The sequence below is a fragment of the Mesorhizobium sp. P2_E10 genome, assembly GCF_056404235.1.
This window is the reverse complement of sequence record NZ_JBFUEK010000002.1, coordinates 772127-784842: the sequence shown is the minus strand read 5'-3', so window position 1 is coordinate 784842 and position 12716 is coordinate 772127. Positions and strand designations below refer to the sequence as shown.

The window sequence follows — 12716 nt, the reverse complement described above, 5'->3', positions numbered from 1 at the left end:
AATAAGTACATGCCCACGTTAAGTAAGTTCGGTATACTTGCGCGCAGGTTGCGGATAGACAAGGGACTTACTATGGCTGACCAGTCGGAAGCATTAGAGATTTCTGCAAGCGATATCTCCAAACTGGAAACCGGCATACGTCATCCGGATCAATCTTACATTGACAACTTTGCCAGATGGATTGGGGCTGACTTTATATCACACCAAGAATTGAGAAGGAGTGCATTTGCCACACCTCGCATCGCAACAGCAATAAGTGAGGGAAACGCTCGCCTCTACAGAAAAAAGATGAATACGCTTACACCGGTCCAGATTCGCTCCCTAGGATTGAAAGCCAGAGATAAGCCAGATGCCGGATGAATACTTTGCAAAGCCACTTAGCAACGAAAGCATCGCCGAGATCGCGTATGCATGGCGCGAGGCGTTTGGCATAGAGCCGTACTTGCATTCTGTCGACGTCGTTAAGATCGTTGAGAATGTCCTACCTGTTGTATATCCACCTTTTTCTCTGGTGATTGAGACGGCGTCAATACTCGATGGCATAGAGGCTTACACCGAGTTTGAACCTCCGACGATCGTAGTTCGAGAGAATGTTTACATGTCCGCTATCAAGCGGGACGGCCGGGCGAGGTGGACTTTTGCTCACGAACTTGGACACTTGATGCTGCACGACTCTGCGGTGCCGCTGGCTCGCGCTCCGGAACAGTACAAAAAAATGCAAGATTTGCCAGCTTATGCCAGCACGGAAAAACAGGCTGACAAATTTGCGGCAGCATTTTTGATGCCACAATGGATCGTTGAAAGCTTTAGTTGTCCTATTGCCTTGAGTACGGCATGTGGCGTTTCCTACCAAGCTGCCAAGATACAGTTAGAGCAACGCGCGCGGCGAGATCGTCGCTACCTTCCAGCGGCTGTTAAGAGGTATATTGGCGAGCTTTAGTGTGACTAGTGCGATGGTCACCGAAGTGAAACCGAGATTGGTTAGGTATTGGCCTACCTACCCCGCCGGCGACACCCGCAGGGTCTGCTCGTCAAACAATGGCTCGTCCTGGCCTGCACGCACGAACAGCACTTTCCTCCCCTCATCCGCCGGTACTTCGAAATCGAAATACTGGATGCCGTCCGGCATTTCGCCCCAGTTGCCGCAGGGTGGTTGGGGGACGTCATCGTTGGCGAGCGCCTTCAGCTCTTTCGCGTAGGCGGCGTCGGGGCTGAATGTGTAGCGTTTGACGCCGGCGGGCACGGTGCGCCCGATGTAGGTGAGCACGCAGCGGGCGCTGACTGATTTGTCGGTCTTTTCCCGCAGCAGGCATAGCATTGCAGCGTCGGCGGTTTCGCCTGATGTGATGTCGAACAGTTCGACCAGCGGATCGAGCGCGCTGCCATCGCTGTATTTGATGGCGAGTGCGTTGCCGACGAATTCGAAATGGATCTGGCGGAAGCCGAAATCGAAGCGCTGAACCCAGGCGGCCAGCCCGATCGTCTTGTCGGCCAGATTTTCCCAGACGCATTTGTCGATCGGCGGGCGCGATGGCGGCGGCTCGTCCGCGCGTGCTGCGGCGGATAGTGTAGCGGAGGCAACCAGGGCGCTGGCCCAGATGATCGATCTCATGGCGTGATTCATCACTGCATCCTGTCAAAGTGCAGGCAGCAGCCCAACCAACCAGGCAGCGCCACCAACAAAACCGAGGGCACACACCCACAGCAGCCAGAGCCCGCGCACCCGGCATTCGAGCACGGCCGAGGCCGGGTTGGCGGGGTCATAGTGCACATCGACCTTGCTGCCCTCGGCATAGCGCCGCGCCTGGCCGCTGACGAGGCTGGGCAACGACGCCGTCACGCCGGCACCGAAGGTGACGCGGTCGGCGCTGTAATTCTGGCCGGCGACGCTATAGCTGTAGACGATGCGAGACCGGAAGACGGTGCGCCAGCTTCGATAGATTCCATGGGCGCGGAGCGCCTCCAAGCCCGACGCGTCGATGCGCCCAGTGGCGACCGGCCATTTCTTCGCCCGCCGGGCGATCACTTTATGGGCGAAGCCCATGAGCAGGATAAACAGGCCGATGAACAGCAGCAGCACGGCTGGGCCGAGATTCTCAGGCTTGGGCAGATGCGGTCTGATCGCGTCCAGCACGCCACTGAGCGAAAACACCAGCACCACCGCGCCGATCACCAGCCCAGCCGAAAGCTTGACCATGAACTTGAAGGCGCCATCCGGCAGGGTGCGCTCGATCACGGCTTTGCTCGGATCGGCCGGATTGTAGAAGACGGTCACTTCGGCGCCGCTCGGAAACTGCGCAAGCGTTTCGGCGACTTCGAAATTCCCCAGATTCTCCTTCACGCTGTAGCGCGAGCCGCGAAATTTCTTGCCGCCCACCTTGTACTCGAAGGTGATTGCCGGAAAATTGCGGACTTCTGTGGCATCGTTGCTGTCCACGCCAACGCCCGAGACCCTCACCTTGCGTGCCTCGGCTCGCGACGAGATGATCTTTCCCAGCGTCGGCAGCCAGTGGCTCATTGCCCGCACCTCTCGCCATTTGACGAAGGTGATAAGCGACAACACGCCGGCGATCACGCAGGCAAAGCCGACCAGCAGAAATTTGATCTCCAACTCGCCTCCGATGCCCAAGGGTGCAGGAGCTGCAAATAGACATCAAGGCAAAGCCGATGTCTATTTGCGACCTGGTGCTTGGGGAGAACGCGGCCGACCGTGGAGATCTCTAACAGACGGCGCGGGCGCGCTCGTATTGCGCTCAGCTGAGTTCCTGGGCGAGTCCGATGAGAAGCCCTTCAGGCCCACGGATGTAGCAGAGCCGATACACGTCTTTATACTGGACGACTTCGCCGACGAGCTGCGCGCCGCGCTTGCTGAGCCTTTCAAGCGTGTCGTCGATGTCGTCCACGGTAAACATGACGCGGAGGTAGCCCAGGGCGTTTACCGGGGCGTTCCGGTGATCTGCGACGACAGGCGGCCTGAGGAAGCGGGAGAGCTCGAGCCGGCTGTGGCCGTCCGGTGTGCGCATCATGGCAATCTCGACATGCTGATCGCCCAGTCCAGTGACACGTCCGGCCCATTCTCCTTCGATCGTGCCCTGCCCTTCGAGTTCGAGGCCGAGTTCGCGAAAGAAATCAATCGTCGCCGCGAGGTCTTCGACGACGATTCCTACGTTATCCATCCGCTTGAGCGCCATGTTTCCAATCTCCAAGCTGCTGTCCACATCAGAAGCTTGAACCATGGACTGCCTCAAACCGCCACACCGTCTTCAAACGGTCTCTCAGAAGCAAAGCCCATGCCGCGTCATGACGGCCTGACAGCCAGGAACGTGTTCCATTCGTCGCTGCCGCGTCCCAAGTTGAAATCGTCCCTGATGAGAACCAGCCCGGCGGCTTCGATACGGGCCGCGAAGTCGTCCCTGCGCCAGTAGACCGTATGATATTCGCCTGATGTCTCGCCATCGCCATTGCGCATCGAGACGAGGAAGGCGCCGCCAGGTCGCAGCGATCCGGCTATCTTGGCAAGCACCTGGTCGGTCTGGGCGCGCGGCACATGGATCAGGACGGCCAGGGCCAGGACCGCGTCGTAAGGGCCGCCGAGATCGTCGGTGATGAGATCGAGCAGCCCACCGTGCTTGCCGCGTGCGGCCTGCAGCTCGAGAAACCGCTTGGTTGCGTCGGTGCGCCGAACCTTGGCGCCCAAACTCTCCAGAAAATCCGCGTCGTATCCCGCTCCTGACCCGACTTCCAGAATCTGGCCGCTTGTGCCGGCGAGCGCCACAAGGCGCTTCAGCGATGCCTGCTCTCTCTCGTTAGGAACATGCCGCACGATGGCATCGTAGCGTTCCGCATAGTCCTCATAGGTACTGATCGTTTGCCGGCTCTTCGCCAGATCCTCCGATGACGCGCTCATCTTCCCTCCCTTGCATTCTACGTCGGTCAATGAGCCCGATTTGCCTCAGCGGATGCTGCCATTGGGAACATGTCCGTCGAGCATGCCGATATCGCGCAGGAAGTGGTCCGACAAGCCGCGGTGGTCGAGCAGGCCACGCTTGCGGGGCCTGAACGGAGCGGTGAAGAGGCCGAGCATCGGACGACGAAGCGAGTTGTAAAGAGCGATGGTGGTGGTCATTGCCATATCCTCCAGGGTTCGATCTGATGACCTGAGCATGCCGTTTTCCGGTCTTGGTTTCCAATCGAACGTCGCGTAGCATGCATCAGGAGGATTGATGCGTCATGGGTTGGGAGCTGCCGCCATTAGGCGCTATCAGGGTGTTCGAGGCCGCAGCGCGGCTGGGCAGCTTCACCAAGGCGGCCGAAGAACTCGGCATGACCCAGTCGGCGGCCAGCTATCAGATCAAGCTGTTGGAAGAACGCGCCGGAACGCCGCTTTTCATAAGGAAAACAAGGCAGATCGCCCTGACGGAGGCCGGACAACAACTGGCGCCGCTGGCAACCGGCGCATTCTCAGCTTTGGCGGATGCGTGGCTCGCCACCAAGGGTGGAGCGACCGGGGTGCTTTCCGTCACGACGATGGGAACGTTTGCGTCGAACTGGCTGGCTGTCTGGCTCGGAACATTTCAGCTGATGCATCCCGATCTTGCCGTGAAGGTGGATACATCGTCCCGGCTGGTCGATTTCACGCGCGAGGACATGGATATCGGCATTCGCACCGGCACTGGTAAATGGCCCGGCCTGACCGCCCATTATCTGTTCAAGGCGGACTACACGCCGATGCTCAGTCCAAGACTGGCCGCGAGCGTCGGTGGCATTCACCACCCCGAGGATCTCTACAAGGTGCCGCTGTGCGGCCCTGACGATCCCTGGTGGAAAATCTGGTTCGAAGCAGCCGGCGTGCCCTTCGATCCCGATCGTGTCATCGCGCGTCCGGCGCTTGGCGGGCAGGCCTATGATGCGATGGCGGCAATCACCGATCAGGGCGCTGCCATCCTCACCCAGAACCTCTACAGCGCCCTGCTGGCGAAGGGACAGCTGATACAGCCCTTTGACATCGTCGGATCCGACGGCGACGGCTATTGGCTGGTGCATCTGGAAAGCCGTCGCAACACACCCAAGATCAAGGTGTTCCGCGACTGGGTGCTGGCCCAGACGGCGGATATAAGGGAGCGCGAGACGCGCGCGGCCCGATAGGCCTTCAGGGCGCGCTGCGAAAGGCCGCCTCAATCCTTGAAGGTCAGCCCGTACTTTGCGACCTGCTCCTTGGGCATATCCGCAAACGCCTGACGTGTGGTGTAGCCGCCATAAATGACGTTGCCGTCCTTGACCATCCAGTCCTCAACGTCGGCCTCGGCCACGGTCATTCGGTCGCCCATTTTGTACTTGTTGCCGTTGACCGGAACATCGGCGAGCAGGCCGATATACGAGCCGTCGCTGTAGCCGACCAGCTGCAGCCAGATGTGCTCGGTGGCGCCGTTCTGCGTCAGCGGGAACTTCACCGTGTAGGTGCCGGGCGTGCCGGCGGCGATCAGCTGGTGGAAGCGCGGCAGCGTCGAGCGGCCGCTCTTCTTGGCGGCCTGCATCGCCTTGTCTTCGGTGGAATAGGAGACGACGTTTTGCTTCGACTCCGCCAGCGAGGTGTCGGTGCCCGGCATGTGGGCGAGCGAGTTGAAAAACCCGTAGCCGACGCCGGCCACAACAGCGATTGCCACGACTGGATTGCGCATTGATCCCTCCGAAACCCGATCACGGGCACGTTACCGGAAGGCTGTTGCGATAGCGCTAAAGGACAAAGTGAGCGGATCGTTAGCGAAACGCTGTAAATTCAAGCCAAGGCGACCATAGGGCCGCCGGCGCGGGCGCTGCCGTCATCAGCCTGCGTCGCGAGGCGTTCAGTCGGCGTCAGCCACCATTTGCCGCCCGCCCGCCCATGCGCGCCAGGCATTTTCGTCGCCATGGAAGACATTGAGGTCGATGCGGCCGCTCACGCCGTGCGACAGGCCGGAGCCGGAATACTGCCAGAACAGCCATTTGCGGCCGGGATAAACTTTTGAGGGATGCCGCGCCACCGCACGCAGCCAGAACGGGTAATCCAGGAAGGCGCCCTGCAGATTGTCGCGGTAGAAATCGGGGCTGGTGTAGATGATGGGCCGCTGGCCGTAGTGGCGCTCCAGTCTGTCCATGAACACCTGCATCTTCTCCAGCACCTTTTCGCGCGACGGGCGCCGCTTGCAGCTGGATTCGCCATTCCACTCGACATCGATGACCGGCGGCAGTGCGCCATCCATTTTTGGCACGTTGCGGATGAACCAGTCGGCTTGCTCGCCGGCGGTGCGGCACCAGTAGAAGAAATGATAGGCGCCGCGCTTCAGCCCGGCGGCATCGGCATTGCGCCAGTTCTTCATGAACATCGGATCGAGATGGTCGCCGCCATCGGTCGCCTTGATGTAGGCGAAGTTGGCACCCTGTGCGCGCAGCTTGTCCCAGTTGATGTTGCCCTGCCAGCGCGAGATGTCGACGCCGTGAACGGCCAGGCGCCTTGGCGATACCTTGCCGAAATTGATCGGCTTGGCGTCACGAAAGCCGTAGCGTGTTACCGGCGAGGCCAGCATCGCGGGTGCCGCCCGGCTCAGCCGCTTCGGCGGCGACATCAGGGCAATGGGCTCGGCCTGCGGTTCGGCGCTCTCCTGCGGCGCCGGCGAAGGCGCGATCATGGCCTCTTCTTCCTCAACCATGGAAAAGGGTGGCGCATTGTCGGTCGCCGCATCGGACCGCATCGGCGCGAGAATGGCCGTCTCCACCGGAGCCGCCGCGACCGGCACGCTTGGCCGCACGACCGAACTGGTGGTTTCGTTGGACGGCATTTGCAAGGCATCGACGCCTGCCGTCGACGAGCAGCCGGCAAGGCACAAAGCCGCGACCGAGAAAATGACGACGCCTGATAACCGCATCTGGACCTGTACGCAGAACACAACAGACCGAAAGCCAACATTCGCCGCCGGACAAAACTGGCTTCGATTACTAACGAGAAATTACCAACAAAGTTTGAATCAAATATTAGCCATAAGGTGGCTCTCCCTTCTCCCCTTGTGGGAGAAGGTGGATCGGCGCGCAGCGCCGAGACGGTTGAGGGGTGTTGGAAGGATCGCCGTCATTGCCAAGCTGGAACACCCCTCATCCGACCGAGCTTCGCTCGGCCACCTTCTCCCACAAGGGGAGAAGGGGGAGCCTGGCGCCCGCATCTCGGCAAATTTCCAGCGGTGGCATTGGCATCGAGGCCGATGAGCCCCCCAATCCCGCTTGACAACTTCCGTGTTAATATTACTCTGCGCTAACCTTACATCGTAAGGTAATGAATCGGGAGGAAGCCCATGTCGTCCGCCGCTCTGTCCGAATTGCAACCCGTCGCCCTGCCGGAACCGCATCAGCCGGCCATCGCGATGGAGGACGTCTCCCGCGATTTCAGCCGCGCCATCGAACGCGCCGAGGTCAATGCCTGGCTCGACCTTTATCGCGCCGCTCCCGCCGACTTTGCCGCGCGGCTCGGACTGGCGATCGCCGAAGACGGCAATCTGGTCTGGACCACCTGCACGGCAATCCCGTTCATCCATTTCAACTGCGTGAAGAATTTCGGTGTCGCCGGCCCGGCCACCGAGAGCCAGCTTGACGCGCTGTTGGCGCATTACCGCGCCGCCGGCATTGCGAGGCCATGGTTCTATGCCAATCCGCACGCAGAGCCTTCTGCGCTCCGATGCTGGCTCGAGGCGCGCGGCCTGCAGCGCCTGAGCGGCTGGGAACGGATTTTTCGCGAGGCAGCCCCTCTGGCGGCTGAGCCACTCTTCCTGATCGAGGGCGTTTCGGTCGAGCGCGTGACGCAAGCAACGGCAAGCGAATGGGCAGGCTTCATCGACAGCCAGTACCGGCTGCCGACCTCACCGTGGCTCAAGGCGCTGGTCGGCCGACAGGGCTGGCATCATTACATGGCGCGGCGGGACGGCGCGGTCGTGGCTGTGCGCTCGCTGTTCATCGGCGCTGACGGCACGGCCTGGAGCGGCATCGACGCGCCGGTGCCTGGCATCATGGCGCCAAGCTTCGATCTCGATGCCATGCTTGGCGAAGCCATGGTTCGCGACGGCCTTGCGGCCGGCGCGAAACTGTTTGTCGCCGACATCGAGGCGCCGCACCCCGACCGCGACGGTCCGGCCTATAGCAACTATGCGCGGCTCGGTTTCAAGCTGGCCTATTTCCGCAGCCATTACAGCTATTTGCCGGCAAACTCCGGCTGACCTATCTGCCCAGCCACTGTTGCAGGCAGGTCTTGGCGACGACATGCGCCGGTGGCACCAGCGGCCCATAGACGGCGGGGCGACGGGCACGTTCAAGCAAGATGCGCAGCTGTTCGGGTTTTACGCGGTCACGCTCCATCACCAGCAAGACCATCGGATCGCTCAAAAGCTCATCCAGGGTGTTGATGCTGTCGCTCATCCGTCGCCTCCTCGAATGCCGGCCCGCAGCCGATAGATAGGGAGACAATCATGGCCCGCCAATGACGCTTTGCCGGCTATGTCGTGACTATTTGGATTAAATTTTGGTCATGCGATTCAGTTCGGCGGCGGCGCGCCTTCAAATTGCGGCAGGCCGTCGTCGAGCTGCACCCAGGGCTGCTTCGAGGCGGTCCACATATGCATCTGTGGCTTGAACAGCTTGGGATCGTCGAGCGAGCCGGTGGTGATGCCGATGATGCCGGCGGACTCGCGCCGCGAAAACATCGTCGTGCCGCAGCTGGAGCAAAAGCCGCGCTTGAGGTCGGGCGAGGTGTTGACCGTCGCCACCGCCCCGTCGATCGTCACATCGTCGACGCGAAACAGCACGCGGGCATTGAAGGCCGCGCCAATCACCTTCTGGCAGAGCCGGCAATGGCAGACGCGTTCATTGATCGGTGCAGCATCGGTGCGGTAACGCACCGCGCCGCACAGGCACCCGCCCTGATATCCAGCCATCGCCCGGTTCCGTTTCCCTGAGGAAGCTTAGAGGTAACGGCAGGATTGGCCCGGTCAATTGAAAAGCTTTGATGACGGTATCACCTGTCGTGATGGGAATGGGACCGGCCGCCCTTTGGGGACGGCCGGCAACCGTTTCCGGCGATGGTTATTCCGTTTCGCTGACGACCTCGTCCCAGGTCTTCACCTTGGTCTCGCCATCGAGGAAAGGCAGCGCCGCGGCGGTCAGTTCCGGGGCGAAAAAGACGTCGTAGTGGGTGCGATTGGGCAGAATGACCAAACGGTTCTGCGACAGGTTCTCGCGCATCCAGCCGGCATCCTTCAGTCCGCCGCCGAGCATCTGGTAAAACTTGATCTCATGCTCGGGCCGGTACATGTCGCTGTCGCCATAGACCAGCATCACCGGCATCTTCAGCTTGGTGACGTCGGCGGAATAATCGTAGTCCTTGCGCATGAAATTGCCGAGTGCATCGAGCAGTTTTGGGAAATCCTGCGGCTGCGGCGCCACCGCGACGTAGGATTTGTACATCGGCGTGTCCTTCATGAAATCGGCGGCGGCGGCGCTGACTTGCGCCTGCTGGCCGCGCATCTCGGCATAGAAGCCGTCGGCTGCATAGCCGGTCGAGACCAGGACAAGCCGGCGCACCGCTTCGGGATGCTGGACGGCCATGCGGAAGGCGACGCCGCCACCCAGCGAATAGCCCATGACATCGACCTTGTCATAGCCGAGTGCCTTGACGATCGCAGCCATGTCGTCGCCGATGGCTTCCAGGCCGAACGGCCGCTCACCAAGCGCGGTGCGGCCATGCCCCTGCAAGTCCACGGCGATAACCGTGCGATGCTCGGCAAGCCTGGGCAGGATCGGTGCGAACATATCGGTCGTGCCCAAACCGCCATGCAGCAGAAGCAGCGGCTCGCCCTTGCCGTAGACGGCGTAATAGTAGTTCAGGCCGTCGATCGGCAGCAGGCCGGACTTTTCCGGCTTCGGCAAGGTTTTGGTCTCGGTCGTCATGGTGGTCTCCTCTGCATTGGTGGTGGCCGGTGAGGCAAGAAGCGCTGCCGCCGCGGCAAGGATGGCGAAAAGCAAGGTTCTGGACATATCGATCTCCTCCCGTCTTGTTGGCATCAAAGCGTCTTGGCGAGATCTTCGAGCTGGTCGGTGCACTGCCCCCAGCCGTCGTGAAAACCCATCTTTTCGTGCTGTTCGCGGTCGGCGACGCTCCAGTGCCGGACCCGCACCGTGTAACGGGTCTTGCCGGCGCCCTCATCCTCGAAGGTCAGCACAACGGTCATGAACGGCTTTTCCGAGGGATCCCAAGCTGTGGTGTAGGCGTCGGTGAAGACGATCTTCTTGCCGGGGATGACCTCGAGAAAGACGCCGGGGTTGGGGAATTCGTGGCCGTCGGGGCTGGCCATGACGACCAGGGTGGAGCCGCCGGTGCGCACGTCCATCTCGGCGCGCGGCGTCGTCCACGGTTTTGGCGCGAACCATTGCGTCACCAGCTTGGGGTCGGTCCAGCAACGATAGACGTTTTCGCGCGGCGCATCGATGATGCGGGCAAGTGCTAGTTCGCGGTCATTGCCGGGGGCGATGTCGAGCTTGGTGGTCATGATGGTCTCCTCGGATTGTTCTGGGTTGTGCCCCAAGGACGGGCCAACGGAGCACGAGCCGACAGTGGCCGGCGAAAAAATCACGGGAACGGTGGACCGAGGTCGGAAACTTAGTGGCGCTTGGCTTGCACGAGATAGGCGTCGATCTCGGTTTCGCCGAGCCACTTGGCCGCTTCCAGCCGATGCAGGCCCTCGACCAGGATGTGGCGCTTGCCGTCATGGCGCACCTGGATCGGTGTCTTCATGCCGTTTTCCAGAATGTCCTCGGCCAGATGCCGGACGGTCTCGGGGTGCAATGTCTTCTTGCGCGCGGTCGGCACGTAGATTTCGTCGACCTTGACCTTTTGCACTCTCAGCATTTTGGCTCCCACGGCAGAAATGCCGCCTGCCCTTGAGATAGTCTGTTTGGCCAACAGGGCCAAGGGCGCTGTGGACGAATGCTGGCCCGATCGTTTCCATTTGACGCTTGGCTGGCCGATGGTCTCAATGGCGGCCACTGATCTCAGGTGTTCATTGACGCAGCTGCCGACCGAGTTCCCCGATTTCGGGCTGACGCCCGAGCAGCGCCGCGAGGCGGTGCGTGGCCATTATTACGAATGGCCCGGCATGGATGGCGAGCGTGGCGAGATCTGGTGCTACACGGACCGGTTTTCCTATCGCCCCGGCGAGACGGTGGCGCTGCATGTCAGCTCGACGGCACCAAGCTTCGGCATCGTCATCATCCGCGACGGCGCAACCGAAACCAAGATGTTCGAGCAGGCCGGAATCGTGGCGCGCTGGCAGGAAACGCCGGACCAATGTTCGGTCGAGGGCTGCGGCTGGGAGACGTCCTTCGAATTCCGCGTCGCGGACCACTGGCCCTCCGGCGCCTATCGCGTGACGCTGACAGCCGATGGCCGCGACGGCAAGCCGATCCTTTGCCACCATCTGTTCATCGTCGCCCCGCCGCCCGGCAAAAGGCCTGGCCGCGTGTTGCAAATCGCGGCGACCGGCACCTGGCTCGGCTACAACACCTGGGGCGGCTCCAACCACTACCAAGGCATAACCGGCCCAAACCGCGACCAGTATGCGACGATGGTATCGACGCAACGGCCGTGGTGCCGCGGCTTCGTCGTGCTGCCAAAAGATGCGCCGCGCGTGCCGCTGGAGGTCGCGGTGCCGCCAAAGACCGCGCCGCGCTATCCCCATATGGAATGGGCCTATGCCACCGGCCATTCGAAGAAATACGCCTCATCAGGCTGGGCGAGCTATGACAGCCACTTCTTCCGTTTTGCCGAGCGCGCCGGCTATGGCATCGATCTTGCCAGCCAGCACGATCTGCATTTCTCGCCGGAGATTCTCGACGGCTACGACTGCGTCGCCTTTGTCGGCCATGACGAATACTGGACCTGGGAGATGCGCGACGCGGTCGACGCCTATGTCGAACGGGGCGGCCACGCGGCGCGTTTTGCCGGCAATTTCATGTGGCAGACAAGGCTGGAGGACGAGGGACGCCGGCAGGTCTGCTACAAATACCGGGCGCGTGCGGAAGATCCGGCCTATCACGGCGGCGACGTGACGCGCGCCAGCAATTCGTGGGAAGCACCTGAGATCGGCCGTCCCGGCGCTCTGACTTTCGGCCTCAACGCGACCAGGGGCGTCTATGCCGGGTGGGGTGGCTGCGCGCCGCGCGGCGTGCGCGGCTTTCCAGTCTACCGGCCCGAGCATTGGGCCTTTGCCGGCACCGGCATCTACTATGGCGATCTGCTCGGCGCCGACAGCCATGTCTATGGCTACGAGGTGGACGGGCTCGATTTCGAGATCCGCGGTGGCCTGCCCTACCCGACGCCAGACAGCGGCGCGCCTGATGGTTTGCAGGTGCTGGCAGTCGGCATGGCGAGCCAGGTCGAGGAAAGCGCCGACATTCCGTTCGAAGACCAGTTCCTCGGCGACGAGGACGGCCGCTTCACCGCCGAGACTCTGTTTGGCGAGGCCAGCGACGCCAATCTGGAAAAAGTCAAACGCGGTAATGGCATGATCGTCAATTTCCCACGCGGCAAGGGCGAGGTTTTCCACGCCGGAAGCTGCGAATGGGTTGCTGGCCTGCTACGGCAGGATGCGATGGTCGAACGCGTGACCAAGAATGTAATCGACCGCTATCTCGGAAAGACCTGA

17 protein-coding genes are annotated in these 12716 nt (G+C 61.5%); 5 read left to right on the top strand and 12 right to left on the bottom strand.

Annotated features, from left to right (window positions below; all coding sequences use genetic code 11):
* The first annotated feature begins 9 nt into the window (after nucleotides 1-9).
* Nucleotides 10-360 carry a helix-turn-helix domain-containing protein gene (locus AC1D0N_RS08610; protein WP_477242994.1) on the top strand — a complete coding sequence of 117 codons (351 nt, stop codon included), beginning with the start codon at nucleotides 10-12 and terminating at the stop codon, nucleotides 358-360.
* Nucleotides 350-940, top strand: a complete 591-nt coding sequence (locus tag AC1D0N_RS08605; protein ID WP_477242993.1) for an ImmA/IrrE family metallo-endopeptidase — start codon at nucleotides 350-352, stop codon at nucleotides 938-940. The genes AC1D0N_RS08610 and AC1D0N_RS08605 overlap by 11 nt, the downstream gene beginning before the upstream one ends.
* Nucleotides 941-997: 57 nt before the next feature.
* Here AC1D0N_RS08605 and AC1D0N_RS08600 read toward each other — a convergent pair whose 3' ends face one another.
* From AC1D0N_RS08600 to AC1D0N_RS08580, 5 genes are all read right to left on the bottom strand, one after another.
* Nucleotides 998-1624, bottom strand: coding sequence for a hypothetical protein (locus AC1D0N_RS08600; RefSeq protein ID WP_477242992.1), 627 nt, complete (start codon nucleotides 1622-1624; stop codon nucleotides 998-1000).
* A gap of 12 nt (nucleotides 1625-1636) precedes the next feature.
* Complete coding sequence (locus AC1D0N_RS08595) at nucleotides 1637-2611, bottom strand: DUF3592 domain-containing protein (RefSeq protein WP_477242991.1); 975 nt, start codon at nucleotides 2609-2611, stop codon at nucleotides 1637-1639.
* A 142-nt stretch (nucleotides 2612-2753) separates the two neighbouring features.
* Nucleotides 2754-3191 (bottom strand): VOC family protein, encoded by a 438-nt coding sequence (locus AC1D0N_RS08590; RefSeq protein WP_477242990.1) that lies wholly within the window; start codon nucleotides 3189-3191, stop codon nucleotides 2754-2756.
* Between the two features lie 107 nt (nucleotides 3192-3298).
* Nucleotides 3299-3907, bottom strand: a complete 609-nt coding sequence (locus AC1D0N_RS08585) for a class I SAM-dependent DNA methyltransferase (RefSeq protein ID WP_477242989.1) — start codon at nucleotides 3905-3907, stop codon at nucleotides 3299-3301.
* Between the two features lie 45 nt (nucleotides 3908-3952).
* Complete coding sequence (locus AC1D0N_RS08580; protein ID WP_477242988.1) at nucleotides 3953-4126, bottom strand: hypothetical protein; 174 nt, start codon at nucleotides 4124-4126, stop codon at nucleotides 3953-3955.
* Nucleotides 4127-4230: 104 nt separating this feature from the next.
* Between AC1D0N_RS08580 and AC1D0N_RS08575 the strand changes: the two genes are divergently transcribed.
* Nucleotides 4231-5145, top strand: coding sequence for a LysR family transcriptional regulator (locus AC1D0N_RS08575; protein WP_477242987.1), 915 nt, complete (start codon nucleotides 4231-4233; stop codon nucleotides 5143-5145).
* A gap of 29 nt (nucleotides 5146-5174) precedes the next feature.
* Here AC1D0N_RS08575 and AC1D0N_RS08570 read toward each other — a convergent pair whose 3' ends face one another.
* A complete protein-coding gene (locus AC1D0N_RS08570; protein ID WP_477242986.1) occupies nucleotides 5175-5678 on the bottom strand; it encodes a DUF2314 domain-containing protein in 504 nt (167 codons plus the stop codon).
* Between the two features lie 165 nt (nucleotides 5679-5843).
* Nucleotides 5844-6902: a glycoside hydrolase family 25 protein gene (locus AC1D0N_RS08565; protein WP_477242985.1), complete on the bottom strand. Its 1059-nt coding sequence runs from the start codon at nucleotides 6900-6902 to the stop codon at nucleotides 5844-5846.
* Between the two features lie 420 nt (nucleotides 6903-7322).
* Here AC1D0N_RS08565 and AC1D0N_RS08560 point away from each other — a divergent pair, with 420 nt between their 5' ends.
* Nucleotides 7323-8237 (top strand): hypothetical protein, encoded by a 915-nt coding sequence (locus AC1D0N_RS08560; RefSeq protein ID WP_477242984.1) that lies wholly within the window; start codon nucleotides 7323-7325, stop codon nucleotides 8235-8237.
* Nucleotide 8238: 1 nt separating this feature from the next.
* Here AC1D0N_RS08560 and AC1D0N_RS08555 read toward each other — a convergent pair whose 3' ends face one another.
* From AC1D0N_RS08555 to AC1D0N_RS08535, 5 genes are all read right to left on the bottom strand, one after another.
* Nucleotides 8239-8436, bottom strand: a complete 198-nt coding sequence (locus AC1D0N_RS08555; RefSeq protein WP_477242983.1) for a hypothetical protein — start codon at nucleotides 8434-8436, stop codon at nucleotides 8239-8241.
* A 116-nt stretch (nucleotides 8437-8552) separates the two neighbouring features.
* A complete protein-coding gene (locus AC1D0N_RS08550) occupies nucleotides 8553-8951 on the bottom strand; it encodes a GFA family protein (protein WP_477242982.1) in 399 nt (132 codons plus the stop codon).
* A 148-nt stretch (nucleotides 8952-9099) separates the two neighbouring features.
* On the bottom strand, nucleotides 9100-10050 hold the full coding sequence (locus tag AC1D0N_RS08545; RefSeq protein ID WP_477242981.1) for an alpha/beta fold hydrolase: 951 nt from the start codon (nucleotides 10048-10050) through the stop codon (nucleotides 9100-9102).
* A 26-nt stretch (nucleotides 10051-10076) separates the two neighbouring features.
* A complete protein-coding gene (locus AC1D0N_RS08540) occupies nucleotides 10077-10562 on the bottom strand; it encodes an SRPBCC family protein (protein ID WP_477242980.1) in 486 nt (161 codons plus the stop codon).
* A 110-nt stretch (nucleotides 10563-10672) separates the two neighbouring features.
* On the bottom strand, nucleotides 10673-10921 hold the full coding sequence (locus AC1D0N_RS08535) for a ParB N-terminal domain-containing protein (RefSeq protein WP_023669061.1): 249 nt from the start codon (nucleotides 10919-10921) through the stop codon (nucleotides 10673-10675).
* 127 nt (nucleotides 10922-11048) lie between these two features.
* On the opposite strand from AC1D0N_RS08535, the gene AC1D0N_RS08530 reads away from it, so the two are divergent.
* Nucleotides 11049-12716 carry a N,N-dimethylformamidase beta subunit family domain-containing protein gene (locus AC1D0N_RS08530; protein ID WP_477242979.1) on the top strand — a complete coding sequence of 556 codons (1668 nt, stop codon included), beginning with the start codon at nucleotides 11049-11051 and terminating at the stop codon, nucleotides 12714-12716.